The sequence below is a fragment of the Nostoc sp. genome (genome assembly GCF_036917095.1).
Taxonomy (GTDB): Bacteria; Cyanobacteriota; Cyanobacteriia; order Cyanobacteriales; family Nostocaceae; genus Nostoc.
Genome location: NZ_JBALFH010000018.1, coordinates 1 through 26043, shown reverse-complemented (window position 1 = coordinate 26043; position 26043 = coordinate 1). Strand labels below are relative to the sequence as shown.

Genomic DNA, 26043 nt, shown 5'->3' with positions numbered 1-26043 from the left:
GGCGATCGTGAACCTGATGCGGATGGCGATCGCCACTAAAAATCGGCTTTGGTAGCAGTTGTGCTATTAAAAAGGGTTACAAGCCATATCTGCCAAGTTTTTCGCCTTGTTGGGCTAACCTCGATTGGTTGACGAGTATCAAGGCAAATTGCTCGACCATCATTAAGCTTGACGTAAAGGCTTTTCCCGGTTTTTGACCGAGAAAACAGTTGACCGGGTTCTAAAGTCCCAAAGCCTACCTGAGTTCTACCTACTACATATTCAGCTTGATGAGAATCGAAACCCTCCGAGAGCGGATCGTCTGCCATTTCTTTCCACTCTCGTGGTCTGCCTTTGCGATCGCTCTTGTTCGTGGTCGATTTGCCGTTAGTTATGGCTCGATCTGTGGTCTGTTGGTCGGTCATAGTGGCTCACAAATACCTCATTAGTTGGTCACGAGTACTTCATTAGTTGGTCACAAGTACTTCATGAGTGGGTGATGTATGCCTCATAAATAGGTTGATAGTCGTTCACCTCTAGCTAAAATTGTCTTTCTGTTGTTCGCTAAAGTCTTACTGTATCTAGCCTTCAGCGTTTTCTTTTGATTCTCCCGCTAACTCGCTTAAGGCTACCTTGGCGACGGTAGCCCCCTTTCTGACTGCTAAAGGTGCAGCAATGGCTGATATCACCCGCCCAGAGATAATTTTTAATCCCCGTCTCTTGCGCCGTCGGTTTTGTTGAACAATGTTTTGCTTCTTGGTCATAATGGGTTGTCCACTCTTTCAACGTTATTTACTTGCCGATCGATTTAGGATATCCAGGGCATTTTGCTCTGGATTTTTAATTGCCTGCTAACCCAGCGACGCTACGACTTACGGGTGAATGCAGTTATCAGTTGTCGAGTTTCCCCTAGCAGGTCTTTGGTATTTGCTCAGTGCTGGCAGGCTGCTATCTCTGCCTGTTTTGGGGTGTAAATTTTGTTTTGTATTTACGAAACTAGTGCTAGTATATCGTAAAGACATAACCTGTCAACAGTTCTGTATATACAAAAAAATTCTGTAAAGATAAAATGGAGATGCCCTTACGGTGAACAAAAAAAATGGCACGACCCAAGCAGTTGGCAGAAGACTCGAAGTTAGTCAACGTGAGAATGAGCCAGGAAGACTGGCTGCACTTAGAGACAATAGCTCAATCTATGGGGTTGACCAGATCGGAATTGCTCCGCTCGATAGCTCAGGAGAAGATAAGCCTGGGGCAATCATCCGAGAAAAATCTGATTCTGGGAAAATCCTTGAGCGTCTCGAACTGATAGAAAAAACCTTCTTGTTTTATGTACAAGAACAGCAGAAGCTTTTTGAGACGCGCTTAGAAGAAAGTAAGGGAACAGAAAATCTTTTCAAAGCGGAAGTACAAGCACTTAAGCAAGAAATATATGGGTTAGTTTCTACTGAAACAGAAATAGAACAAAGTTTATAAGCCGTCCTGCCTACTCTGGCAAGGACGGCTTATTCGTGGATATGTCGCCTACTTTCTGTAGCAGGCGACGCATCTGTGATTATTCGGGGTTGAGTTGCGATCGCCTTTAGTAAAACTTGATACCTAAGTAATGAATGCTAACACTCAAAATTTTCAAAACAAATGCGGGTATCCTCCGATGCTTTCAACTGGAGAATACCCACATGGTGGACTGAGAACCAACTCAATTCACTATGGAAATTCTACTCACGATTGCTTTATTTATTGCATTCCTCTTGCTGCTTAGACAAGAGAAGGCTTTAGGGAAATATGCACAATCTACAACACTGTTTACACAGGCTGTAGACCAATACCAGGAAGCGGTAGAAGGCTACCAGGAAGCTATAGCCAAATACCAACAAGCTATAGAGCTTTATGAACAAGACTTAGCAGAGTGCGAATTGCTACTCAAGGAACACGGCATAGATAAATCAAAGCCCAAGGCTGAACCTACTCAACAACTAATACCCCCGCCTCCACCCCAATTTACATTGCCAGACCTGAAAGCAACGAAAACACAGCCTAGCAAGCCAAAAGGAGTATCCAAGAATAGTCCAATGTACAAAGAATTTCTTAATTTACTCAATGGCAACGAAGAAACTGCCAATCGGTTGATTACACGTCAGCAGCAATTAAACCCACACAGATTAGATAGCTGGATTTTAGAAAAAGTTATTGGCGACTTAAAGCGCGATCGGCGTGCTTGATTAACCCAAGCGATCACACCAGAAGCAAGAAGTGTGATCGCTTAACTCCTAACCTCTAATACCCAATGCTGAAAGCAACTTTAACCACAGAAACAGGACAGATATTAGCCAGCAAAGAAATGATTGCCCTAAACACATTTCCGCCTGCTGTTCTTCTCGACGGCGGACTTTACCTATTTTTGATGCTGCGATCGCCGACCGAGGCATTCTACAGAGCAACCCGCTGTTATCTCTTTCCGCCAACTCCAGTAGAGGAAGAAGAATTCACCGGGGAATTTCCTGGGTATCTTCCTTACTTGCCATGATGCATCCAGGATTTCCTCGCCGAATACCCAACGTCCAATCCCCAATGACCGAGAAACCAACATACCCAAACTTCGACAACCTAATGACCCAGACAGATAGCGAGATGCAGCGATTAGGCTGGACAAAAGCACAAGGTCGAGAGCATTTGGAGAAATATTACGGAGTGCGATCGCGCCTTTTATTGTCTGAGGAAGAATTGGACAACTTTCTGCTGTTTCTGCAACTTACCGATACCCCAACACCTAATGAGTGACGAAATTAGAGTAATCATCTACCAGCCAAAGCGAATACCTAATGTTTACCGCCCACCCCTGGGTTTACCTCTCATCTGGCAAGACGAAACATCAGGAGAATTGCCCCGCGCAGTTTTCAAATACTTTAGTTCCCAGAACTTGACCGCCGATGAAATCAGCCTTGTAGCTGAATACTGCCAGCATTACATCAGCGCCCCTTGCTGGGATGCCACAGGCGGATTCCCCAATGAGTTAGCAGCACTACGGCAATCATCCAATTCACTTTCTAGCGTTGGCGAGATTAACCAGTGGATTGATGGCTGCCTTCAAATTGCGATCGACCCGTTTTAGTGATGGATAGAAAACCGAACTTGAAAGTGCGATCGCAGTTACCTAAAAAAATGTCTAAAAACGTCTTGACCCGTCACCACCTTATACAGCAATGATTCCGACCCGTCACCTCACCCGTCACCGACCCGTCACCTCACCCGTCACCGACCCGTCACCTCACCCGTCACCGACCCAACCCGTTCTGAATACCAAGAAAACTATGTATAAAAAGATAAAAAAAGTGAGCAAGTGTTCAACCACCGCTCAACAGAGAATAAAAAGACTTATTAAAGAAAATAACTTCTTTGAAAATAGCACATTTGGAGGGACTAATGATTAGTCAAACCCTCTTGCAGCAAGGATCTTCACTGTTAAATGCTGAATATCAGCAGGTTAATAAAAATAGATTTCAATCATTTGACGAGTTTAAAGAGTTTATTGAAGCTGCCTTTATCGACGGCAGTGGCATTGATCCAAAACTATTCAAGCACTGCATCGAATTTCATGAAGACCAAGAATTTGACTATGGCGGTGAAGTTAATACCCCCATCCATGAGGCATTAAATTGGACGTTTACCCGATTTACCCAACAAGTCAAAGAGCCAATGTACGCCGCTTTCTTCATGAACGAAGATGGCACAGTCTGGCAAGCTGTTGTCTCACTCTGGGACGAAGACAAACAGCGACCGTACCGTTATATGGCTCCCACAGACAATGGTTCACGAGTTTATCTTCCTCCAGTTCCCCCATCTGCCAGAAAACGCATTGCTTCCCGGTATGCGGCAGAAGTGCCAATGGACGGCAGTTTTTGGTCATGGTTTGAGACTGCCCCCATTCCTCGGATCATCGGCGAAGGGGGCAAAAAGGGATTAGCCATGCTCTCTCAGGGGTATGTCCCGCTACCTCTCTATGGCTGTAGCTCCGGCGGCAAAGAAAACTTAATCCCTGACCTGAAGCGATTCAACCAGGAAGATGCCATCTGGCTGTTCGCCCTAGATCGTGACAGCAAAGAAAAAACTAGACACACGGTCAACGCTGCCAAACGAAAACTAGGAAATGTCTTAGACAGGGATGGATTTCAGACCTACAGAGAAGATATTGTTTGGTCATCGGAGGATGGCAAAGGAGTAGACGACCTGATGGTTAACAAAGGATTTGGGGCTTTTGACTCAGCTTACAATCGTGCGATCGCTCGACTAGAGAAGCAATTTCACCCCAACAGCACATCGGACTCCAAGGAAGAGAAACATAAAAACCCGCCTCCTGACCAAATGGCGAAGAAAATAGCCGAAGATTACCGCCAACTGCTGGCATTTGATAATGAAACCAAGCAATGGCGGAGATACGCGGCTGACTTCGATGGAGTTTGGTCTAATGAATCGCCGGAATACGTGGAATCAATTGTCTATAAAATTCTTGGCAATGAAGGCGCTTACAATTTTGGGCCCGATTATGTGACTGGCGTAGTCAAAATTCTCCGCCACGAACTCATTGAACGCCAGTGGAATCAAGCTTCATCCCGTGATTTTCTCCCCTTTCTCAACGGAGTAGCAGAAGTTAATACAGGTAAATTGTTGCCACACTCACCTCAATATCGGCTTACCTGGTGTCTACCAAGGGATTATTCATCTGAAGGTGGAAGTTGGGAAAATATCAACGCCTTCCTAGAACACCTAGCGGCTGGTAATGCTGATATCAAAGAACTACTAATTTGCTACTGCAACGCCGTAATCAAAGGACGGTACGACTTGCAGAAATTTCTTCACCTGATTGGATTGGGTGGAACAGGTAAGGGAACATTCACCAGATTGCTGACTGAATTGATTGGTAAGCAAAACGTTTTAGTGACCAATCTCCCTATCTGGTGTACAAACCAATTTGAGGGAGCGAACGCTTTTGGCAAGCGGCTGGTGATATTCCCTGACGAAGATCCTTACAGAGGAACCATAGGCAGATTCCTCAGTTTGACTGGTGAAGACCAGGTTAGGGCTGAGGAGAAAAGAAAGAAATCTTTCAACTTCGATTACCAGGGAATGACCTTAGTAGTCTCCAATTTCCCCGTTTTCAGTGGCGGCAGCAGCAGTCGCGCCAAGCGTCGAACCATCACGGTTCCTTGCAATAACACCGTTCCCGAAGCCCAGCGCCAACAGCTATCTACGGTATTTGAGCCGGAATTAGCAGCATTCACCAACTACTTGCTTTCACTCAGCGACGAGCGCGTTACCGCAGTCCTCAGAGGTAAGAAAGAGATCCCAGAATGTACCTTGGAATTCTGGAACAACCAAATGAAGGGCGATTCAGTCGCATCTTGGATCAACGACAGAGTTATTTATGATGTCAACGCTCTGACTGCGATCGGAAATGACAGAAATGAAGGTGCAAACGGCGAACAGGTGCATACCTTGTTTGGCTCTTATGTCCGCCATTGTCAAGCCTCTGGTGATTTGCCCAAGAGTAGCAAGGTTTTTACCCCAGATTTAATAGAACTTTGTCACACAATTCTGAAATGGCCAGTACTGAAACACCATACAAAAACTGGCAAGTTTATTAAGGGACTGCGGTTAAGAACTGCCTTGGATGTAGAAATTCCAACATACGATTACTTACTCATCGAACGGGTGACGGGTGGTGACGGGTCAGGTGACGGGTCAGGTGACGGGTCGGAAGCCTTGCCAGATATAGAGGTGACGGATAGTGCTGATGTAACCCCAACTTATATAGAGGAAAAAAGCTCCGAAGCAGTTCAGGTTTTAACGGTTGATGAACCTGCCCAAAAACCAAATACCATTAATACCAAAAAAGATTTCGATTTCTGGCTAATAGACCCAACACCTCTTAGCCTTCATATCGCCACCCACCTTGGAGACATAATCTGTACTGCCAAACCAGTGGCAACCATTTTGAACGCAGCAAAGATGCCTGGTGGTTACGAATGCTTGATGACCTGGCACTGGCCCACTGGCGGACAAGCTCAGACAAAAGTAGGACTGACTGAGGCAGGAGATTTTGAGGAAGGAGCCAAGAAAATAGCTAAGGAATGGCTTGAAAAACAGGAGCCGTGGCAGCCTCAAGTAAATAAAGATGCGATGTACGGCGGGGAACTGGTTAAAATCGTCGGTCGCTGGGATAGAAAATGGCAAATAGAATTAGCTCCAGGGCGGTTCCTGAATGTGAGAGCCAATCAGCTAAGTAAACCCTAAACCTGAATGGAACAATCAACTTTTCAAATCATGTATCAAGCCTTGGTAGAAATTGCTACGGCTGACACTTTCTTTGATGAGAGCAAGAAACTGAGCCAGATAGCCAAACAAGCTCTCCAAAATATTGGGAAGGCTGATACCAAGGATTCTGAAACGAGGTAAAACGCGATCGCGGTTAACACTGAGATTTTGGCAAACTTTTCATCAAATTCGCCCTAGTTTAAAGATTTGTATAAATTATTTTCCTATCAAAATCAGTACAGCTACTCAGGCTGTTGAAAATCTTTTCGGGGGTATGACTTCCGGTTTAACCATGCCACAAGGTTAAATCGGTATATTTTAAATTTCCAAAATTAGTAGTCTTTCTAGAATTCAATCATTGCAATATGTTGGTTCAGTAAAGTAGTTCCTCTTTTACATAAAAGTGGAATATTTACGATTTTTTTAATTAGCCATACAACGGATTTATTCAAACATTCAAATAAATCCAGTTTCCATGTCCGAACCAACTCTTGCACAAGTTTTTGGCAGTAATGCCACCCAAGACGCTACAACAATCACTATTTACAAAGCTGACCTACCACGTTTAACACCACAAACGGTAAACACCCCCGAAAGCTTGCTAACTGGCATTATTGTCAAGGCACAGTCAGGACTACCAAAAAGCACCTTTGACTCAAATATCGACCAGAGCATTTACGTTGAGCCTGGTTATCCAGGGTTTGCATTCCGTGGAACAGATAACACGTCCTACCGTGTAGATAATCTCGTCGTCAACCTCGCGAAGATCGACACTGCATCTACCATCGATCCTGATGACTACTAACCTTAATCGGCTTACCCTTGCTGACATTTTTGGCGAGGGTGCGACGCAAAATGCAACTGTACTTGTAATACGAAAAAGCGACTTACTACGACTAACACCGCAAGCAAACAACACCGCAGAAAGTCTACTTGTTGCAATTCTCATTACTGCGTTATCTGCTTTCTCTGGAACGATTACCACTGAAGACGCTCAACCGATTACCACCGAAGATGGGTTGTCACTGACTTTCGACAATTCCGAAGCATTCGAGCTACTGAAAATCATCGGGTGGACACCTTTTCAAATCGTCAGGGCAAATCAAAAATACATCAACAACCAAATAATCACAGAGTCTTATGACGCAGATTAAAGACCTTGAGATAGTAAAAACCTCTGCGGAGAATGGCGATTATTTTGTAATGCAAAGCCCGGTAACGGGTGAGACGTACAAAATCACAAAGGCTGATTTATTCGCAGGTTTATCTACTGGGACTGGTAGTACTAATCACGTCGGAGCGTACAGCGATGATGGTGACACGAACGGAGTCTTTTATTATCTTGGGCGTCAGTTAAACACCGCGCCTTGGGTTAACCCGTATAACAACGGTGTGACGATAACTGCAAGTGGGGTGGAAAGCGGGTCTTTAGCACAATTAACCGATAGATCGGGTAGTGACTTCTGGACGCCATCCGCAAACGGTTCGTTTGTAATGTTCCACCTTGACACTGGTAAATTGAAGTGCAATTACTATTCAGTGAAAAGCCGCGCCAATAGCGCAGGTTACTACCCACGGAACTGGAAATTAGAAGCAAGCGTGAATGGTAGCGAATGGTTCTACCTACACAATCACGTCAATGACACCTCTCTAAACGGCGTGAACCAATGGGCATCATTCCCTATAGAAACGACGATTGCAGCATCGTATTTTCGACTCACCACGACTGGTGTTAATAGCGATAACTACTATCACCTTTGCCTTGGTGAAGTGGAATTTTACGGTACATTCACGCCGAACTAAAACAATGACTTATTGCAACACTGGAGATAAGCCAAAGGTCACTTATCGTTTTAACAATGGCTCCCCTGTCGATGTTCAAATGCAGTCAGGGCCGATCGACGTACAAACAGGAACTGCACCGAACGACCATACCTCAAATTACAACGGTGACGGATATCAAATCACGTTTAACAGTCCACAAGCTCTTAATGGAACAATATCGCTGACAGTCGTTGATTACAAGGTGGACTACGTTAACAAAGGCGAATTCGATTCTGGTACTGGATATTATTTGCAGTACATCGGTTGTGGAGACACGAAATTCCCGACATTATCAAGCGGTGTTAACGGGATAAAAATGTCATCTCCAAATGTCAATATTAATGCCTCTGCTAAGTGTCCAGTACCAAATAAAGACGATGAAAAATGTGAAATAAAAATATTAAGTGACGGTGCTGTTTTGTTTCGTGCGGAGGGTGAGTGTCCTGTAAGTTTTACTGTTGCCTGTAACAGATGTCCAGTCGGTACATGTGAGTGCAAAAGTGATTCCTATCCCGGTTACTGCTGTAATGACTGTGCTAGCACTGCTAGTAAACTTCGGGCGATCGCAAGTGAATTGAGGTCGAAAAATGGCGGATAATTGCAGCGAATTGTCAGCACAAATATCGGCGCTTGCGTCTCAAGTTGCACGATTGAAGATACTCACTGAATCGCAAGTAAAGCAGATCGCTACCGTCGCTGCAAACACCGTAGTAGACGAACGACTGCCACCGAAAATAATTGAAATTGAGAACAAACTACTTGGCGTCGAGACGACGGCTACAGCAGCGAAATCGACAGCAGATAATGCATTATCCGAAACGAGAGCAACACTTGGGAGAATCCTTAAGGTAGAAACAACTGCAAACAACGCTCAAAGCGAAGCAATTAGAGCGTCTGCCAGTGCCATGAAAGCAGATCGAGATGCAGCAGAAGCAGCGAGAAAGGCGGTCAGGGCGCAGGGTACGGCTGACACTGCGGAAGCGACGGGACAGGGCGCTACGCGGTCAGCAGGTGAAGCTAAAACAATCGGGAATAATGCTTTAGATGAAGCGATAAAAGCTAAAAATAGTGCCTTCACTGCTGACAGGAAAGCTACTAGTTCGTTAGACGTTGCCAGAGAAGCATCGTTAGAATCAAAACTCGCAAAAGGGATCGCAAATCAAGCGGATTTTAAAGCAGGTAGCGCTATAAATCGCGCTACATCTGCCGAGGGTATGGCAACCGGTGCGGCTACAAAAGCCGCTGGCGCTCTTGCTGAAGCAACAAATGCAAAGAATGCGGTTGGCGGTCTACGTGGACTAATAAATGGTATTGGCGCCAAGATCGAGGGTTTTGGGCAAGCTATTAGTGCACTAGAATCAAAAGTCGGTGGTGCTATACAAAAAGCAGCAGAGGCAATAGGTATCAGTAAAAATGCTCTCGCTGCTACAGGCAAACTAGCGGGACAGGTGCTAGAGATTTTCAATGTTATTGGTACCATCTTTACCATACTTGACGGTATAGCAACACGAGAGCTACTAGGTGCTCGTATTGATGCTATAGAAGCAGGTTTGCAAGCGCTCAGTAACAGCATTTCAGGTATCTTTGGCACATTACTTAGGTTACAAAACCGCATTGCCAACAATGAAGCAACCATAGGGCAAGTAAAAGCGATCGCAGTAGACGCACGACTGATTGGTGAAGCTGCTAACCTACGCGCTGGCAGTGCATACGTGCTAGGAGGTCAGGCACAAGCTACCGCCAATTCAGCAACTACCAAAGCAGTGCAAGCGCAAACGACCGCTGACGGCGCCGAACGTAACGCCGTAAGGGCAAACGAGAATGCTACTACTGCATACCAAAAAGCAAATGAAGCCGAAGGTATTGGACAGAAGGCATTAAAACTTGGTGGTGATGCACTAGGTAAAGCGGGACAGGCTTTAACAGCAGCGCTGACAGCGCTTGCGATCGCACAAGCAGTGCGTAGCTTAAAAGGCTTGAAAGGCGATCCTGGTGTACCGGGATTGCGCGGTTTGCAAGGCGCTCCTGGTATGCCTGGTATCCCAGGAACGAATGGCAGGGATGGAGTAACCGCAATTGTCACTCTGCCAGGGACACCAGGAAGTCCGGGAAGAAATGGTGTAGATGGACGGAACGGAGCAACAGGAAGACAGGGCGTACAAGGTATTCCCGGTCAACGTGGTGCTAACGGTTCCCCAGGGTTACAAGGTGCACCAGGTATCAATGGAAGGGATGCAAATAACGTGAATCCAGCGGAAACGGCAAGTCTAAGGGCACTGATCATCGCTCAACACGCTCAGACACGAGCGAACGTTAATAGCACGTCAACGGGTCTTGTGAATGGTGTTAAGGCATTCTTTACAACGCAACTAGCGAGTATAACAACGCTAATAACGTTGATTGCCACCAATACATACGTCGAGAAAGCACTGGCGGTCTTGACATTCGCTGCGACGGTACACAACGCCTTAATGTTGTCGAGTAATCTCGGACAGACGTTATTCATGATCATCGATCAGGTAACGGGCTTCATCCTACCGAAGGGTATTAATGGTCAACCGATCAGCATCGCCGATACCTTGGGCAAGGCTGTACACGAGGTACTAGAGCAAACAGTTGGTGAAGCTACGACGGGTACAATACAGCAGACATGGGATAAAGCAAACAGGATATATCAAGCCGCTGCTGGCGTATTCAATCATGTAACGAACCTTGGTGGTATTCTAACTGCTGGCATGGAAGTCATTGGTGGGAATGTAGGGAAAATCGGGAACGCACTTAGGAAAGGTGGCGTATTACTTGAAAATGCTTATACATGGATGAACCCACAGCCAAACCTCAAGGGTAAATTTTTCGACTTCCTGCATGTCACGGGTGAACAGGCAACGGTTATCGCTACGCTTGTCGCATTACCAATTGCAATCTCCGGCGCACTAGGTGATGTAAACACAAGTGTAGGGGATCTGAAGAGAGAGATAGCGCAGGTTGACCCTAAAGACGCCAATGGCAATCCCATTAAAGACGCGGAAGGCAAGATTATCCACTACAAGCCTGGTTTGGCTGTTCCCGATCCTGAAGTAGTAAAGGCGACGGGCGACCAAGCCAAAGCCGACTCCACCAATTTCTTAGAACTGGTACTTGAAGATATTTTTGATGGAGGAGATTGATTAAATGGTAATTACTCCAGCGCCACCTCCTAATGATAAGCTCCCGGATAATTTCGATTCATTTGAGCATTTACAAAAAACATACATCCCCCAACATAATGGACTTGTTCAAAAATATTTCTCTGATTTAGGAGATGATTGGAAGCCTAATATAGCATCTTCTAGAAGTGCCTTGCGAGTAGCTTGCACCATGACAGATAACGACAATCAACTAATAATGAACTTGCGACATCATTTGTTGTTTGATTTGTTGGGATATGGCAAAAAAGACTTAGGAATTTTTTATGGTATTCCGGCTGAACATTTTCAAGAATCTGTTGACGGTAAACCACAAGTTTTTTTGTACTTCTCTCAGGATGCTGCCAGCGTTCCCCCAGGTGAGAAGAAAGTAGAAGCTGAGTATAGCTTTCGGCTGATGAACGAAACACCAGCTACGATGACCCCAGTAAAAGCAATTGCACTGGCGAAAAAGATCAAGACGCAGCTTGTTTCTGCGGGACAAGGGGTAGTGTTTACAAAAGGGAAAAACATCTACAAGTACTACCATGAAGAACACGGCTATCGCCTACAAGTCTATGGAAATACTGAAACCGATACACAAGATATAATTACCCGACTTTTAAAATGCCAGGATATCCTTTATGACGAGAATAGATTAGTAGTTAGCACTCCCAAAAAAGCCTCAATCACAAATCAGACAGGAACGCAGTTAGTATACGGAAAACAAAAGAAAAAACCAAGGTATCGACCCGTTTCTAATGTGCGGTTCAGATATGCTTATATGTATCTGCGGGGTAACGAAAGACCCATTTACTTAGTCGATGTTACGGGAAGACATCATGGGGCACTTGCCTAAGCGTCAAGCGATTTATATCAATAAAAACTCACTCAATTAGTATCAGCAAATTATCTTTGATACTTATTAAAATCAAAATAGAATATATATTATCTTTTTCCCGATACCTTGAAATGTCTTTGTATTGCGAATAGATGTAATTTTAGAATTTATTGTCCTAATTTGACAAATCATAATTAGCGGTCTTATCTTGTCAGTTCAACATTGATTGTAAGAAAATCTACTTAAGATTTAATTGAATTAAAATTCTACTTTTAAGTATGATTTCGTAGCAATTAATTCGATTAAAAAAGATGCAAGATTTTTCTGTGTTGATAACCCGTGACTCAATTCGGAACCCTTAAAGGTTCCTTACAGTGAGTAAAGCGTGAGAGCCTTGCTAAAACTGGATTACGCACAAATAGAGTAATTATGGCGAATCTAAAGCAGGCTTATTACATTTCACTAGGAACTGGTGTCGCTTTTAAATTTTCTGGCACTAAGACTATTTACACCGACCCAGTTTGCACCTTACTTGGCATCGTCAAAACGCCTCCCGCCAACGCCAAAGTTTTTAGTGGCAGTGCTAGCACTTTCGGCGTTAGTAAAGTCCGCGTGAAATACATTAAAACTGGTACTATCGCAGCTGATACAGCCGTTTTTGCCACAGGTAATTTTTTGGTTGCACCCGCAAAGCTTGAAGACGCTGTGTCAGGCTTAAGTGGACAAAACTATAAAGGCAAAGATATTACTGAAGCGTATCTAGCACGAAAGAGAATCTTTATCTAATCTGGTAGCTATTTGTTAGCTCCACTGTTAGGTTAGATTTTCACTTTTCCGCTTTCTGAAGCACCTAAGACTTTCATTCTGTAAAAAAAAAGGTAATTTCATGCCAAGCTTTGTTGTTTGTGTTGAGAACGATGCTAACGAGTTGAAGGGTTATTACTCTTCAACCACTGGTTCCGATGGATTGCTAACTGAAAATTTGAATGCAGCTAATATCTTCTCAAGTAAAGCTGAGGCGAGAACGATAGCTGGTCGTTACCAATCGCTAAATGCCGATGACGAGGTTTCAGTAAAATCGGTTGAAGTAACTGTAAAGCTGGTGTAGATCGGGCTGGTAATGGGGTGATGGAGGTAGAATTCGATGACGCTTAATTGGTCACTAGTACATAGCAGCCACACAAACATTAACGGCAACAGTTCAGAAATCTCTATCACTCCAGCACTTACAGGAAAATATATTATTGTCTTTACTGACAGTCTTGGGGCCAATCCTGCATGGTATAAGGCAGGATATTTAATACCACTTTTTGACGATAGTAGTATTGGTAGGGTCTACGGCAAGAGTAAATTTTGCGGACTCAGACGCCACTCCTTTGTCAAGCTTACTGATTGGGAATTTCTTAATAATTTCGTATTCAAGCCCGTACCTTGGTTAGTGGATATCCAGATAAAAATCTGGAGTACAGCCGACTATTCTTTATACGATCAGGAAGACCGAGTAGAAGAAAGAATCAACGAAATTCATAACAACCTTTTAGAGAATTAGTTGCGAACTGATAGATAAAAATAATGCTCTTTAAGAGATGAAAATTGATTTGAATAATGCTCTAACTATTATTCTTGGATTACTTACCTTGATTGGCTCAATTTACAGACTAGCTAAAATTGAGGCTAATATTAATAGTAGAATTAGCAATGTCGAAACAAACTTGCTTCTAGCCATTGATAATCTCAAAGACAATTTGGCTGATAGGATAAATACAACTAACAGCAAAGTTGAAATACACATAACTGAGTACAAGGCCGACAAAGAATACATATACTTGTATCGACTCAATGCCAGCGATAAAGCTCTTGAGCATAAATTCAATCGACTTGCTAATTGGATAACCCAGATAGCCGGCTTTCTGCATAAAGAAACTGGGTTTCAAATTCGCGACGATAAATTCTAGTCACTGGGGATTCACCTCTAGATATTCTGGACTGACCAGCATGAGATAGTTTCTCAGTACACACAATCCATCCGGGGCTATCCAGATTATTTCGTAGGCAGTGTTAACCGACATTCCAGCAGCGCCTGGTTCATTCTCTGGGATAATTCCGTCCTTTCGTTTAACAAAGTCACCAATTTTAAGCATCTGGGGATTCACTCTAGTGATTTAAGGAAACTTGCTGTTATCCCGAAGATTCGGCGGAACTCGCTGCCACCATGTCTTGACCTTACCTTCTTCATCCAGTACCACTATCTGAAAGTATTCAGGGAAATCAGGATGATTGAAATCGATCCACGGTGGAGGGGCTAAGTGTTTCTCTATATTGTCAAATAATCCGCTAGCATCCACTACATTGTCATCGTCAGCCATTAGTCAAAATCTCCATTTTGTCACTTAGTAGGCTTAAGCCCTGTAAGCTCGTAAGTTAGTTGATTCCCCGGTTGCTTGCGACCTTGCACAAAGTCGTGTTTTCTCAAATGGTTTAACGCTGGGTACAACCGATGAAAGCCCATTTTTAGAGTTTCGTGAATTTGGACGGCTCTTAATGGGCCAGCCTTTAGCAATAAATCATAAATTTTAGCTTCATCTTCACTCATTAATCTTCCTCCCATTCTTCATCAAAATCGCGCTTGTAGAGCAACCAGCATTCTGGATAAAAACCGTCTTCTTCAATTTCTGTAAACAAATTTGTGTTTGTATATCTTGCGCCAATTGGTAAAGCTGGCATAAATGATTCCCAATGGGTAGGAGAAAGATCATATTTATGCTGCTTGTCATATTTCCAAGGTCTAGAAAAAGTAACTTCTTCCTCAAGTTTTAGATGATGAGTTACAACAATCCCTCCTTCTGGAATTGCTTCATAAGGTAAAGAAATACTCTTCCACCAACCACTAGCCCAATACTCAACTTGAACTCTGGCTACCCAGGCATTGTAATTGTCTTGCTGAATTATTAAATGCTCAACGTTTGGGCAGTCGTCCCAGTCATAATCAGGCAAATTAACTTCCAGACAATTTACTCCTGCTGCCCAAAAAGGATTTAACCAATAAGGCAACGGCCACGGTTCAGCTAATTCATGGCAGTAAGAACGATTTTCGCAACTAGAGCGTTTTGAAAGTAACTCGCAAATTAAACCGATTGGGCATTCACTCATTAATCAAAATTCCCTTTTTGTAACTTAGGTGGCTAGAACGCCTATGTTATCGTTCCCAATGAGTAGCATTTGAGTAGCACGATCGCTGCTTGCGATCGCTAAAAATAAGGGTAAAAATTGCTCAGTTGAGTAGCAAATGAGTAGTAAAGTCTGGTCATAGTTCCAGGAGGCTTGTATAGAGTAGGCTCGTGGACACTAGTTTGGAATTACCACCCAATTAAAAAAGAAGCGTGGCACAAAAGGAACAATTGTTAATTTATCATTTTTAATTGAGCAGCCCGCACTCTCAAAATTAGCATAGTTCCTCCTGTGAATAACATACCCAGTAATAGGGTTTTTAGGCTGAGGTTTTTACCGCTTTCACTTACTAAAATACCTTCCAATATTAGAGAAGGTATTAATATCCCCCCATAAATCAATAACTTAGAAAGTATCAATCTTCTTTTTGCAAAAATAGTTAACATTGATAAACAAAAGCCTAGAGGAATAAAACTTAGTGCATAGTAAAAAATCATCTGATTTTTAGGCATCAATTCCAATAGGTTCAAAGAGTAAAAATTCTGTAAATTGTCTACATATACTTGGATAGTTGCTCTGGAATAAGTGATGATTATGTGGTGAGGATTAGTGTCGGTAAAAATATTAGGAATACTCAGTGTTAAGTCCGATCCATTTTCTCCAGTTATCGGCGTTCGTAATCGAAAATCTAAGTTATTCCCCCGCTGTCCCAGCGTCAAATTACGACGTAGGGAAGTGCCGGAAATCGAAATAATGCGGGCAGGGCCAAACTGCTCTAAGTTGGCAGTAGTTAGGATAGTGCTGAGTGTAAATTCAGATGTTTTACTAATTCTTTTGTTGAGGGTTGTGACAGGAGTAGATGTTTGTAGCCAATGACTAGAATTCAAAAAAACACCTTTATCTTCCTGTGCATTTGAAGGCTGTCCTTGCCACAATAGTTCTGGCAATTGTCCAGTTTGTTCTTTATAACAACATTTTCCCTTTAATTGATAATTAGCTAGTAGAGAATTACCAAGATTATTAAAGGAACTTGAATCAGCTAATCCTTGTGCTACCTCATTTTTTGAGATGGCTCTATCGGCAATATAAATTTCAGATATGTATCCTTGCCAAGGTCTATCCCTCGTTTGTTCGTTGCCAAGTTGCAGCGGATAATTTGCATCCCAATTACTCAAATTTATCGTATTTTGCCAAAACAGCGAAATCACAAATATCAGAAATATATACCCAATAAAAAATAATCCTATTTGTTTAATTGAGCGGCTAGCTCTGCTGCTTTCTATAGATACAACAGTATTCTTAAAGCTTTGACTATTCCATAGATAAAAACAAATAAAACCAATAAATCCACCGATAGTATTGTTCAGAATGTCAGATGGAGTAGGCATTCTTGAAGGTAGAAAGACTTGCAAGACTTCAACTGTCAACGATAAGCCAGCACTGCTCAGGATAACTAGGAAAACTTGCACTTTTGTTTTTATCTTTCTTTTCTGCAAGAGTCTAGTGCAGCCAAAACCTAAAGGCATAAACAGCAAAAAATTATTTACCTGGTCTTTAAAATTACTAGAATTGTTAAAACTTGCAAAAAATTCTGGCAGGGAAAAACTGTCTGGGATGGAAAAATTAAATGGATAAAGTGTAGCTAATAGTACTACTAAAATGCTGGTAATTAAAATCAGCAAATTAAATACTTGAGGATAAACCGGGCGTTGATTCATAAAAGTTTATGTTACTTTTATCACTAGTAATGGATATAAATAAAGATAGTTGGTTATAATACCTCAATGATTATTGAGAGTAAATACCTAAAAAATCTTAATACTTGTTCGTGCTAAGTAGGAGTTATGAATTATCACTAATAGATGCTTAAAGCTACTTTTTAACTGCACGCGATATCGACACTGCTTTTATATTATTTACCAGTAGATAATTATGAACACTAAATTATGAAGAAATCATCAAGCTATTATAAAAACTACATATAGTTGGGTTTGGGCTTAAGTTGACGCTGACGGTAGATGTACGCCCCTCATGAGGCTTTCATCAGAAAGGCAGGAGGTGAGGCGGTAAAGAGGCAAGGGAGGAGCGGGCAGGGGGCAGGGGGAAAAACTGAGATAGAGCTTGTACTCTGCCCCAGTTCAAGCGGACAAAGAAGGAGGGGGCTTGATAACCCGTGTTTCGCTTTGCTCCACGCTTTTGGGAAGGGCTTGCTCCCCCAGCTAAGAGATCCCTTCCCCCCTGCCTCTTCTGTGAATTCACCGCGCTGGCTCGCGAAATTGAATAATTTGCTGGCTCCTTTTCATAAGGGCATTCAAACCCGCTCTGAACTGAATCTTCAGCAAAATTGTCTCCTTCAATGTAATATCTGTCACATACAGTTGTCGGAATGCAGCTAACAGTGTCATAAAGAAAAGGTCAAGGTTAACCTGTAGGGTATAACTTACCTTAGAGCTGCTTGCACCTCTAGCTTCGATGGATCTATCACACTCATGACTGAACTCACACTACGCCTACAAGAGGGAGATACCGAGACAACGATCACAGTTGAGCAAGATGTATTTACAATTGGTCGTTTGCCAGAATGTAATTTATACTTACCTTTTGCTGGAGTATCCCGTAACCATGCTCGCCTTGTGAAAACCGCTGACGGTGTATGGGTTATTGAGGATCTGGGCAGTAAAAACGGGACACAAGTAAATAAGTATCTTGTTAACCATCCCCAAGAATTGCATCACGGCGATATCATTTGGCTGGGCAATGTTAGCCTAGTAGTCTTGCTCACAAGCGTTGTTTCACAACCGACACCTGAGTATCCCCGAACTTCGGAAAATAATGAGCAAAGAACAATCCTTCATAATGTCGAACAATTACAACAGCAATGGATTGCAGCTGATAGCAAAGATGGCGACATCAATAATAAAGATAAAACTATTGCCCGTCTCAAAGACTTAGTGGATATAGCGAAAAATCTCTGTGCGGCGGCGTCTATAGAAGAGATTTTTTCTCAAGTGCAGCAAGTAGTTTTTCGCTACCTTGATAGTATCGAGCGCTTGGCATTATTAATTGATGTCAATAGTTGCGGACAGTTGGAGTTAGTGAACGCAGCCACCAGAAACGTTTCTCAACAGAGACAACTCCCTTCTGATGGTAGTTGGATTAGTCGTAGTATCTGTCAAAAGGTATTTGACGAAAAAGTTGTTATTCAAACTGCTGATACTCATCAGGATGAACGGTTTGCTAGCGAACAGAGTATTTTAGTCAAAGGCATTCGTAGCGCGATGGCGGTGCCTTTATGGGATGAAAATAAAGTTGTAGGCGTACTGTATGCCGATGCTAATCTTTCTTCTTACCATTGGGCAAATGAAGGCGAGGAAGAACTCAGCTTTTTTTCAGCCTTAGCAAACCTTGTGGCTTCTAGCGTGCAGCGTTGGCTATTGGTAGAGAAGCTCAAAACTGAAGAGATGATTCGTCACCGATTAGAACGCTATCATTCTCCAGCAGTTGTCCAACAGTTGATATCTGTAGGCGGATTACCGGGTGGTCGTTTAGCTCCCGCTGAGAGCGAAATCAGCATTTTGTTTGCGGATTTAGTTGGCTTTACGGCAATTTCTGAAAGATTAACACCAACTGCGATCGCTCAACTATTAAATAAATTATTTGAAGAAATGCTAAAAGAAGTGTTTACTTACGGTGGCACTTTAGATAAGTATATTGGCGATTGTATTATGGCATTTTTTGGCGCTCCAGAACCGCAATCAGATCACGCCGATCGCGCTGTTGCTGCTGCCAAGGGAATGCTCAATCGTCTCGAACATCTTAATGCCAATGGTTTTTGGCACGAACCGCTACAATTACGCATTGCGATTAATAGCGGTAAGGCTGTTGTGGGAGATGTCGGTAGTTCCCAAAGGGTAGATTATACGGCATTAGGCGCGACAATTAATCTTGCTGCTCGGATGGAAGCAGTTTGTCCCCCTAGTGAATGCGTTATTAGTGAAGCCACCCATAAAATGCTTTCACTACCTTCAGACTTTGAGGAAATGGGAGATTATCGTTTCAAAGGTATTGAGCGATTAGTTAAGGTTTATCAGACAAATTTGCAGCAAGTGCCAACAATTATTAATTATTAGGCATTGGAATGATTAATGACAATTTTATCGAGATAAATACGTAACCAAACTGTATATTTTATTTCAAAAATAATTGCAAAATTGTAATATTCAGCAACTAATTCTGGGTTATAAGACTAGAATTTGGGTGGTAGCTTCCAGAATTGATCTGTGTAACACTAGGAAGCCTACCGAAGCTATTTTTTAACGGGAGGTCAGGTAATGGCGATCGCCACCATTAATCCCGCCACTGGGGAGACGCTCAAAACCTTTGAGGCGCTCAATGATGCAGAAATTGCCGCTAAACTCGATTTAGCCGATCGGACTTTTGAACAGTATCGTCAGACTAGTTTCTCTGAACGATCGCACTGGCTGCAAAAAGCTGCTGATATTTTAGAGCAAGACAAAGCAGAATTTGCTAAGTTAATGACTCTAGAAATGGGTAAACCATTTAAAGCTGCGATCGCAGAAGTCGAAAAATGCGCCGCCGTCTGTCGCTACTATGCCGAACACGCCCCTGGTTTCTTAGCTGATGTCAGTGTAAAAACTGATGCCAGTCAGAGTTTTGTACGTTATCAACCAATGGGTGCGATTCTCGCGGTGATGCCGTGGAATTTCCCCTTCTGGCAAGTTTTTCGTTTTGCCGCACCAGCCCTGATGGCGGGAAATGTCGGCTTACTCAAACACGCTTCTAATGTGCCGCAGTGCGCCTTGGCAATTGAAGATATTATCCGACGGGCGGGTTTTCCTGAAGGTGCGTTTCAAACTCTATTAATAGGCGCTGCCAAAGTTGCCGATTTAATGGCTGATGACCGCGTAAAAGCTGCTACCTTGACCGGAAGCGAACCAGCAGGGGCATCCCTCGCCGTCGCCGCCGGCAAACAAATTAAAAAAACCGTCTTGGAATTAGGAGGAAGTGACCCGTTTATTGTGTTAGCAAGTGCTGACTTAGAGACAGCAGTTGTCACAGCTACTACAGCGCGGATGTTAAATAACGGGCAATCATGTATTGCAGCGAAACGTTTTATTGTCGCAGATGCGATCGCAGACAAATTTGAAAAATTGCTTTTAGAAAAATTCGAGGCGCTGAAAGTAGGCGATCCTATGGAACCAGATACCGATTTAGGGCCACTGGCAACACCTGGTATTCTCCAGGATTTAGATCAACAAGTGCAAGGTGCAATTAGCAGCGGGGGTAAAGTCATCACCGGTGGACATCCTTTATCAGATCGTCCTGGAAATTTTTATCCGCCAACGATTATCATAGATATCCCCACCGACACACCAATTGCAAAAGAAGAATTCTTTGGCCCGGTAGCCTTGTTATTCCGGGTTCCAGATATTGATGCCGCCATTAAACTTGCTAATGACTCACCCTTTGGCTTAGGTGCAAGTGCTTGGACAACCAACGACCAAGAGAGCGATCGCTTGGTTGAGGAAATTGAAGCCGGTGCCGTGTTTATCAACAGTATGGTCAAATCCGATCCTCGGTTGCCCTTTGGTGGCATCAAGCGTTCTGGATATGGCAGAGAATTGAGTATCCAAGGTATACATGAGTTTGTCAATGTTAAAACCGTGTGGGTTAAATGATTAGTCATTGGTCATTGGTCATTAGTCATTAGTCAAAGAACAAATGACAAAGGACAAAGGACAAATGACTAATGACTAAAGTCTTATTCGTTGCTAGTTAGGAAATAAAATGAATACAGCCGAATTATTGGTGCAGTGCCTAGAAAATGAAGGAGTGCAATATATTTTTGGACTCCCTGGTGAAGAAAACCTGCACGTTTTGGAAGCATTAAAACATTCTTCCATTAAATTTATTACGACTCGTCATGAACAGGGTGCAGCATTCATGGCCGATGTTTATGGACGCTTAACCGGAAAAGCCGGAGTATGTCTTTCTACTCTTGGCCCTGGGGCAACCAACTTGATGACTGGGGTAGCAGATGCTAACCTCGATGGTGCGCCCTTAGTGGCGATTACCGGTCAAGTGGGAACAGATAGAATGCACATTGAATCCCACCAATATTTAGATTTGGTGGCAATGTTTGCACCTGTTACCAAGTGGAATAAGCAGATTGTGCGACCGAGTATTACACCCGAAGTAGTGCGGAAAGCATTTAAGCGATCGCAATCGGAAAAACCTGGTGCAGTTCACATCGATTTGCCAGAAAATATTGCTGCTATGCCCGTCGAAGGCAAACCTTTACGTAAGGATAGTGGCGAAAAAACTTATGCATCTTTTGCTAGCATTCGGGCAGCAGCAGCCGCAATTTGCCAAGCCGTTAACCCATTAATCTTAGTCGGAAATGGGGCAATTCGCGCTCATGCAAGTGATGCAGTCACGCAATTTGCCACCTTGCTAAATATACCTGTTGCCAATACTTTTATGGGTAAAGGCGTAATTCCCTACACACATCAATTAGCTTTGTGGTCAGTAGGATTACAGCAAAGAGATTTTATTACCTGTGGCTTTGATAATACCGATTTAGTAATTGCGATCGGCTATGATTTGATTGAGTTTTCCCCCAAGAAATGGAATCGGAATGGTGAAATTCCCATTGTGCATATTGGGGTAAGTCCGGCGGAAATTGATAGTAGTTATATTCCCAACGCCGAAGTCGTGGGAGATATTTCAGATTCCCTCTATGAAATCTTAAAATTAGCAGACAGACAAGGCAAACCAGATCCCTTTGCTATTAGCTTAAGATCGGAGATTCGCGCTGATTACGAACAGTATGCCCATGATGACGGATTTCCCATTAAGCCGCAAAAGTTAATTTATGACTTACGCCAAGTGATGGGACCAGATGATATCGTTATCTCAGATGTTGGCGCACATAAGATGTGGATGGCCCGTCATTATCATTGCCATAGTCCTAATACTTGCATTATTTCCAACGGCTTCGCGGCTATGGGTATTGCCATTCCTGGCGCTTTAGCAGCAAAACTGGTTCATCCCAAGCGCAAAGTCGTTGCTGTCACAGGTGATGGTGGCTTTATGATGAATTCTCAAGAATTAGAAACAGCCTTGCGTGTCGGTACGCCCTTTGTCACCATAATTTTTAATGATGGTGGCTATGGATTAATTGAGTGGAAGCAAGAAAATCAATTTGGTAAAGGAAACTCATCCTTTGTGCATTTTAGCAATCCTGATTTTGTTAAATTCGCCGAAAGCATGGGTTTAAAAGGCTATCGAGTTGAATCGGCTTTAGATTTGATTCCTACTTTGAAAGAAGCCCTCGCTCAAGATGTACCTGCGGTGATAGATTGTCCCGTAGATTATCGGGAGAATCACCGCTTTAGTCAAAAAGCCGGCGAGTTGACTTGTGCATTGTAAAAAGTAGAGACGCGATTAATCGCGTCTCTACAAGAGTTAGGAGTTATTTATTCCTAAACTCCTTTAGTGTTTTGGTAGGGTACGTTAGCCTTTAGCGTAACGTACCGCTTTACTTCACTTTATTTATAAATAATATTTCTCCTCTTTCTTTGCGTCCTCTGCGTCCTTTGCGGTTCGTTAAAAAAACCACGAGTATCAAAGACTCATTCACGAGTATCAAAGACTCATTCACGAGTATCAAAGACTCGTCCGCGAGTATCAAAGACTCGTCCGCGAGTATCAAAGACTCATCCGCGAGTATCAAAGACTCGTTCACGAGTATCAAAGACTCGTTCACGAGTATCAAAGACTCGTCCGCGAGTATCAAAGACTCGTCCGCGAGTATCAAAGACTCGTTCACGAGTATCAAAGACTCGTTTACAATAAATTAGAAGTTATTGATTTTAACTCATCACTGATTTTTACTCTTACTTAATCGTTTTCTGGTTGGATATTTGTGCTTTCCTGCTTTTGGGCAATATCTTCTACTGCTTTGCATTGCCTTTTGTCAATATCTGACTTAATAATGAGTCCCTTAGTATTGAGCGCCATTTCAACTCGGTATTGACCATTCACCATATTAATAGCGGCGTAGGTTACTGTACCAAATATCATCACTCCGCAAAGTGATAAGGTAATTTGCAGAATTCCCAATTCTCGTTTCATTTTTAAAGCCCCTAATCCCTTACATTCCCATTACAACTTGGTGCTGGCTGAGAACGGAGTTGAGAAATAGTTACCGATTAGACGAGTTGTGAGTTGATTATCGGTTAAGTTCAGGATGACTATAATTCCTAGAGTGTAAGACGTTATAGCTAAACAGCTTTGTTATTTAGCGAGTATGAAAAGCTGATATACTCACAGCAGTTTCTCGATGAGGAATGATGGCGCGATCGCTCCGAGTAGCCCCAGAGTATATTGAAAAAGTTAAGTCAGCACCTCAACGTAACGGCTATCCCAGCCAGCAGTCCTTGGCTACTGATATAGGATTTTCTCTCTCCACAGTCAAAAGCTTTCTCACAGGCAAACCTGTTGACTATCTAAATTTTGTAGAACTTAGCAAAAAACTGAGGTTAGAGTGGCAAGACATTGCATACAAAGAACCAGAAACTCAACCGCCTAAACCTCAGCCAACTAAAGGGGAAGCATCACCCTTCATCACTGGCGCACCCATCACCCAGCCGCGTTACTTTTTTGGGCGAGAGAAAGAATTAAAACGCCTCTTCAACTTACTCAAACGCTATCCCCTGCAAAACGCCGCGATTATCGGCAAAAAGCGTAGCGGTAAAACATCTCTGCTGCACTACCTCAAAAATATCACCATCACCCCAGCAGAACAGCTGCGTCCTGCTCAAAAATCTGACTGGCTACCGCATCCAGAAAATTACTGTTGGATTTTCGTAGACTTGCAAGACGCACGAATGCAAAGCCGAGAAGGACTGCTAAAGTACATATTAGAATCACTGAAGATGCAAGTGCCTACACCTTGCGATTTAGATCGTTTCATGGATGTAGTCAGCGATAATTTGCATTCTCCCACGGTCATCTTATTGGATGAGATTAGTGTTGGATTGCAACGCTGTTCAGAATTAGATGATGGCTTTTGGGAATGTTTGCGGTCTTTGGCAACTAACCATACAGGGGGGAATCTAGCATTTGTTTTGGCTACCCCCGAATCACCGATTGAAATGGCGCGAAACACAGGACACAGTTCACCCTTTTTCAATATTTTCGGCTATACCGCATATCTGGGAGCATTGACTGAGATAGAAGCGCGAGAATTGATAGCAAGTTCGCCCATTACTTTCGCTGATGAAGATGTGGAGTGGATTTTGACACAAAGTTGCTGCTGGCCTCTGTTGTTGCAAATTCTGTGTACAGAAAAATTATTTAACTTAGAAGAAGGGGAGAATGATGATAATTGGCGTGAGGAAGGATTACGACAAATAAAACCATTTGCTGATTTATTAGATTCATAACTAGCAGAGTAACTATGAAAGCACACCGAATTGAAACAAAGTTAACTAAAAACGGAACCTTGATTCTTGAAGATTTACCGTTTCAAGCAGGCGAAGCAGTAGAAATCATTGTTTTAGAACGTTTTCCCCAACCTTCAGAATCTAATCCTTATCCTTTACGGGGAACAGTTATTCACTATGATGATCCTTTTGAGCCTGCTGTACCTATAGAGGATTGGGAAGTCTTGCAATGATAATTTTAGATACCCATATTTGGATTTGGTGGGTAGATAACAATGAACGACTAAACCAGAAATATCGAGATTGCATTGAAGAATATCAATCTCAAGGACTAGGAGTCAGCATTATTTCTTGTTGGGAAGTCGCCAAACTGGTTGAGAATCGCAAACTTGCTTTTTCAATTTCAGTTGACGAGTGGTTAACAGCAGCTTTAGCTTATCCAGGAGTGCAGCTACTCGAATTGACAATTCCAATTATCGTTGAATCAACCAAACTCACAGGTTTTCACCGAGATCCATCTGACCAAATCATTGTAGCCACTGCCAGAATTTACAACTGCCCGTTACTAACTGTTGACGCCAAAATTCTGGCATATCCTGGGGTGCAAACTCTTGGAAAGTGAAACAAAAGTTAGCTTCGCTGAATTAAGCTATGAATTGTTCTTTGCGCCTTTGTGCCTTTGCGTAAAGCTCTTTAATATCCTGATTCAGCAAAGCCGAGTATTAAATAGGAGTGCGCGATGTGCGATTTATTCTTAAAACCCCTCTCCAAACCTCTCCCCGAAGCGGAGAGAGGCTTTAAGTCTTGCTCCCCTTCCCTTGTAGGGAAGGGGCTGGGGGTTAGGTTTGAGAAAAAGTTGCACACTGCGTTAGGAGTGCAGAAATGTTGACCTCACCACAACTACCCCCCAACGCCTACACCGATGCACCCCAGCAGCACCCCAACTTAATACTCGGTAGCTTACAACTACTTTTCTGGCTCGTCTTCCGCCCTTCAGCATGGCGTAACCACCTTGAGCGTATTGACCCTGCTTTAGACTCGCACTCCTCGCTAATTATCTTGTTGAGACAAGGGCGATGGCGAAATCTTGCTCTGTGGCGGCTGTTCATCCAGGGATACTTTATCTTACCTATCCTGGCTAACTTATTATTGGGCTTGGTGCTGTGGGCATTGGGTGAATCAATCGCAAATATAGCTTTTCGCCTGGCGTTCGGCGTGGCGTTCGGCGTGGCGTTCGGCGTGGCGTTCGGCGTGGCGTTCGGCGTGGCGTTCGGCGTGGCGTTCG

The 26043-nt window shown here is 43.2% G+C and carries 31 protein-coding genes and 1 pseudogene; 24 read left to right on the top strand and 8 right to left on the bottom strand.

Going from position 1 to position 26043, the window contains the following annotated elements; genetic code table 11:
• Nucleotides 1-35: 35 nt before the first annotated feature.
• Both V7L01_RS07890 and V7L01_RS07885 read right to left on the bottom strand, forming a co-directional pair.
• A complete protein-coding gene (locus V7L01_RS07890; protein WP_335033493.1) occupies nt 36-404 on the bottom strand; it encodes a hypothetical protein in 369 nt (122 codons plus the stop codon).
• 156 nt (nt 405-560) lie between these two features.
• The gene (locus V7L01_RS07885; protein ID WP_335033491.1) at nt 561-743 is read right to left on the bottom strand and encodes a hypothetical protein; all 183 of its coding nucleotides are present in this window, start codon (nt 741-743) and stop codon (nt 561-563) included.
• 322 nt (nt 744-1065) lie between these two features.
• Between V7L01_RS07885 and V7L01_RS07880 the strand changes: the two genes are divergently transcribed.
• The 17 genes from V7L01_RS07880 (at nt 1066) to V7L01_RS07800 (ending at nt 14075) form a co-directional block, all read left to right on the top strand.
• Complete coding sequence (locus V7L01_RS07880) at nt 1066-1455, top strand: hypothetical protein (protein ID WP_335033490.1); 390 nt, start codon at nt 1066-1068, stop codon at nt 1453-1455.
• A gap of 233 nt (nt 1456-1688) precedes the next feature.
• On the top strand, nt 1689-2201 hold the full coding sequence (locus V7L01_RS07875; RefSeq protein WP_335033488.1) for a hypothetical protein: 513 nt from the start codon (nt 1689-1691) through the stop codon (nt 2199-2201).
• A gap of 65 nt (nt 2202-2266) precedes the next feature.
• Nucleotides 2267-2506 carry a hypothetical protein gene (locus tag V7L01_RS07870; RefSeq protein ID WP_335033487.1) on the top strand — a complete coding sequence of 80 codons (240 nt, stop codon included), beginning with the start codon at nt 2267-2269 and terminating at the stop codon, nt 2504-2506.
• Nucleotides 2503-2760, top strand: a complete 258-nt coding sequence (locus V7L01_RS07865; RefSeq protein WP_335033485.1) for a hypothetical protein — start codon at nt 2503-2505, stop codon at nt 2758-2760. The genes V7L01_RS07870 and V7L01_RS07865 overlap by 4 nt, the downstream gene beginning before the upstream one ends.
• On the top strand, nt 2753-3091 hold the full coding sequence (locus V7L01_RS07860) for a hypothetical protein (protein WP_335033483.1): 339 nt from the start codon (nt 2753-2755) through the stop codon (nt 3089-3091). The genes V7L01_RS07865 and V7L01_RS07860 overlap by 8 nt, the downstream gene beginning before the upstream one ends.
• Before the next feature lie 311 nt (nt 3092-3402).
• On the top strand, nt 3403-6270 hold the full coding sequence (locus tag V7L01_RS07855) for a DUF3854 domain-containing protein (RefSeq protein WP_335033481.1): 2868 nt from the start codon (nt 3403-3405) through the stop codon (nt 6268-6270).
• 6 nt (nt 6271-6276) lie between these two features.
• Complete coding sequence (locus V7L01_RS07850; protein WP_335033479.1) at nt 6277-6432, top strand: hypothetical protein; 156 nt, start codon at nt 6277-6279, stop codon at nt 6430-6432.
• A gap of 334 nt (nt 6433-6766) precedes the next feature.
• Entirely contained in the window at nt 6767-7096 is a 330-nt protein-coding gene (locus V7L01_RS07845; RefSeq protein ID WP_335033478.1) for a hypothetical protein, read from the top strand.
• Nucleotides 7086-7445, top strand: coding sequence for a hypothetical protein (locus V7L01_RS07840; protein ID WP_335033476.1), 360 nt, complete (start codon nt 7086-7088; stop codon nt 7443-7445). The genes V7L01_RS07845 and V7L01_RS07840 overlap by 11 nt, the downstream gene beginning before the upstream one ends.
• Complete coding sequence (locus V7L01_RS07835; protein ID WP_335033475.1) at nt 7432-8094, top strand: discoidin domain-containing protein; 663 nt, start codon at nt 7432-7434, stop codon at nt 8092-8094. Before V7L01_RS07840 ends, V7L01_RS07835 begins: the two co-directional genes overlap by 14 nt.
• Nucleotides 8095-8098: 4 nt before the next feature.
• Nucleotides 8099-8713 (top strand): hypothetical protein, encoded by a 615-nt coding sequence (locus V7L01_RS07830; RefSeq protein ID WP_335033473.1) that lies wholly within the window; start codon nt 8099-8101, stop codon nt 8711-8713.
• The gene (locus V7L01_RS07825; RefSeq protein ID WP_335033471.1) at nt 8703-11282 is read left to right on the top strand and encodes a collagen-like triple helix repeat-containing protein; all 2580 of its coding nucleotides are present in this window, start codon (nt 8703-8705) and stop codon (nt 11280-11282) included. Before V7L01_RS07830 ends, V7L01_RS07825 begins: the two co-directional genes overlap by 11 nt.
• A gap of 4 nt (nt 11283-11286) precedes the next feature.
• Nucleotides 11287-12138: a hypothetical protein gene (locus tag V7L01_RS07820; RefSeq protein ID WP_335033469.1), complete on the top strand. Its 852-nt coding sequence runs from the start codon at nt 11287-11289 to the stop codon at nt 12136-12138.
• A 411-nt stretch (nt 12139-12549) separates the two neighbouring features.
• Nucleotides 12550-12906 carry a hypothetical protein gene (locus tag V7L01_RS07815; RefSeq protein WP_335033467.1) on the top strand — a complete coding sequence of 119 codons (357 nt, stop codon included), beginning with the start codon at nt 12550-12552 and terminating at the stop codon, nt 12904-12906.
• A gap of 100 nt (nt 12907-13006) precedes the next feature.
• Entirely contained in the window at nt 13007-13228 is a 222-nt protein-coding gene (locus V7L01_RS07810; protein WP_335033466.1) for a hypothetical protein, read from the top strand.
• Nucleotides 13229-13264: 36 nt separating this feature from the next.
• The gene (locus V7L01_RS07805; RefSeq protein WP_335033464.1) at nt 13265-13669 is read left to right on the top strand and encodes a hypothetical protein; all 405 of its coding nucleotides are present in this window, start codon (nt 13265-13267) and stop codon (nt 13667-13669) included.
• Between the two features lie 37 nt (nt 13670-13706).
• The gene (locus tag V7L01_RS07800) at nt 13707-14075 is read left to right on the top strand and encodes a hypothetical protein (protein WP_335033462.1); all 369 of its coding nucleotides are present in this window, start codon (nt 13707-13709) and stop codon (nt 14073-14075) included.
• Here the strand turns inward: V7L01_RS07800 and V7L01_RS07795 are convergent, their stop codons facing one another.
• The 5 genes from V7L01_RS07795 to V7L01_RS07775 all read right to left on the bottom strand — a co-directional run bounded on the left by V7L01_RS07795 (nt 14076) and on the right by V7L01_RS07775 (nt 17006).
• Nucleotides 14076-14261, bottom strand: coding sequence for a hypothetical protein (locus V7L01_RS07795; RefSeq protein WP_335033460.1), 186 nt, complete (start codon nt 14259-14261; stop codon nt 14076-14078). It abuts the gene before it with no gap.
• A 21-nt stretch (nt 14262-14282) separates the two neighbouring features.
• Entirely contained in the window at nt 14283-14486 is a 204-nt protein-coding gene (locus V7L01_RS07790) for a hypothetical protein (protein ID WP_335033459.1), read from the bottom strand.
• Between the two features lie 20 nt (nt 14487-14506).
• Nucleotides 14507-14713, bottom strand: coding sequence for a helix-turn-helix domain-containing protein (locus V7L01_RS07785; protein WP_335033457.1), 207 nt, complete (start codon nt 14711-14713; stop codon nt 14507-14509).
• Entirely contained in the window at nt 14713-15270 is a 558-nt protein-coding gene (locus V7L01_RS07780; RefSeq protein WP_335033455.1) for a hypothetical protein, read from the bottom strand. The genes V7L01_RS07785 and V7L01_RS07780 overlap by 1 nt, the downstream gene beginning before the upstream one ends.
• Nucleotides 15271-15521: 251 nt before the next feature.
• On the bottom strand, nt 15522-17006 hold the full coding sequence (locus V7L01_RS07775) for a VanZ family protein (RefSeq protein ID WP_335033453.1): 1485 nt from the start codon (nt 17004-17006) through the stop codon (nt 15522-15524).
• A gap of 771 nt (nt 17007-17777) precedes the next feature.
• On the opposite strand from V7L01_RS07775, the gene V7L01_RS07770 reads away from it, so the two are divergent.
• From V7L01_RS07770 to V7L01_RS07760, 3 genes are all read left to right on the top strand, one after another.
• A complete protein-coding gene (locus V7L01_RS07770; RefSeq protein ID WP_335033452.1) occupies nt 17778-19418 on the top strand; it encodes an adenylate/guanylate cyclase domain-containing protein in 1641 nt (546 codons plus the stop codon).
• A 201-nt stretch (nt 19419-19619) separates the two neighbouring features.
• Entirely contained in the window at nt 19620-20987 is a 1368-nt protein-coding gene (locus V7L01_RS07765; RefSeq protein ID WP_335033450.1) for an NAD-dependent succinate-semialdehyde dehydrogenase, read from the top strand.
• A gap of 109 nt (nt 20988-21096) precedes the next feature.
• Complete coding sequence (locus V7L01_RS07760) at nt 21097-22740, top strand: acetolactate synthase large subunit (protein ID WP_334720128.1); 1644 nt, start codon at nt 21097-21099, stop codon at nt 22738-22740.
• A 471-nt stretch (nt 22741-23211) separates the two neighbouring features.
• On the opposite strand, the gene V7L01_RS07755 is transcribed toward V7L01_RS07760, so the two are convergent.
• Complete coding sequence (locus V7L01_RS07755) at nt 23212-23445, bottom strand: hypothetical protein (RefSeq protein WP_335033448.1); 234 nt, start codon at nt 23443-23445, stop codon at nt 23212-23214.
• A 215-nt stretch (nt 23446-23660) separates the two neighbouring features.
• Here V7L01_RS07755 and V7L01_RS07750 point away from each other — a divergent pair, with 215 nt between their 5' ends.
• The 4 genes and pseudogenes from V7L01_RS07750 to V7L01_RS07735 form a co-directional block, all read left to right on the top strand.
• Entirely contained in the window at nt 23661-24758 is a 1098-nt protein-coding gene (locus tag V7L01_RS07750) for an ATP-binding protein (protein WP_335033446.1), read from the top strand.
• Between the two features lie 14 nt (nt 24759-24772).
• The gene (locus V7L01_RS07745) at nt 24773-24991 is read left to right on the top strand and encodes a hypothetical protein (protein ID WP_094352538.1); all 219 of its coding nucleotides are present in this window, start codon (nt 24773-24775) and stop codon (nt 24989-24991) included.
• Nucleotides 24988-25380 (top strand): type II toxin-antitoxin system VapC family toxin, encoded by a 393-nt coding sequence (locus V7L01_RS07740; protein ID WP_335033444.1) that lies wholly within the window; start codon nt 24988-24990, stop codon nt 25378-25380. The genes V7L01_RS07745 and V7L01_RS07740 overlap by 4 nt, the downstream gene beginning before the upstream one ends.
• Before the next feature lie 260 nt (nt 25381-25640).
• Nucleotides 25641-26043: pseudogene (locus tag V7L01_RS07735) on the top strand (AAA family ATPase); the annotation flags it as partial.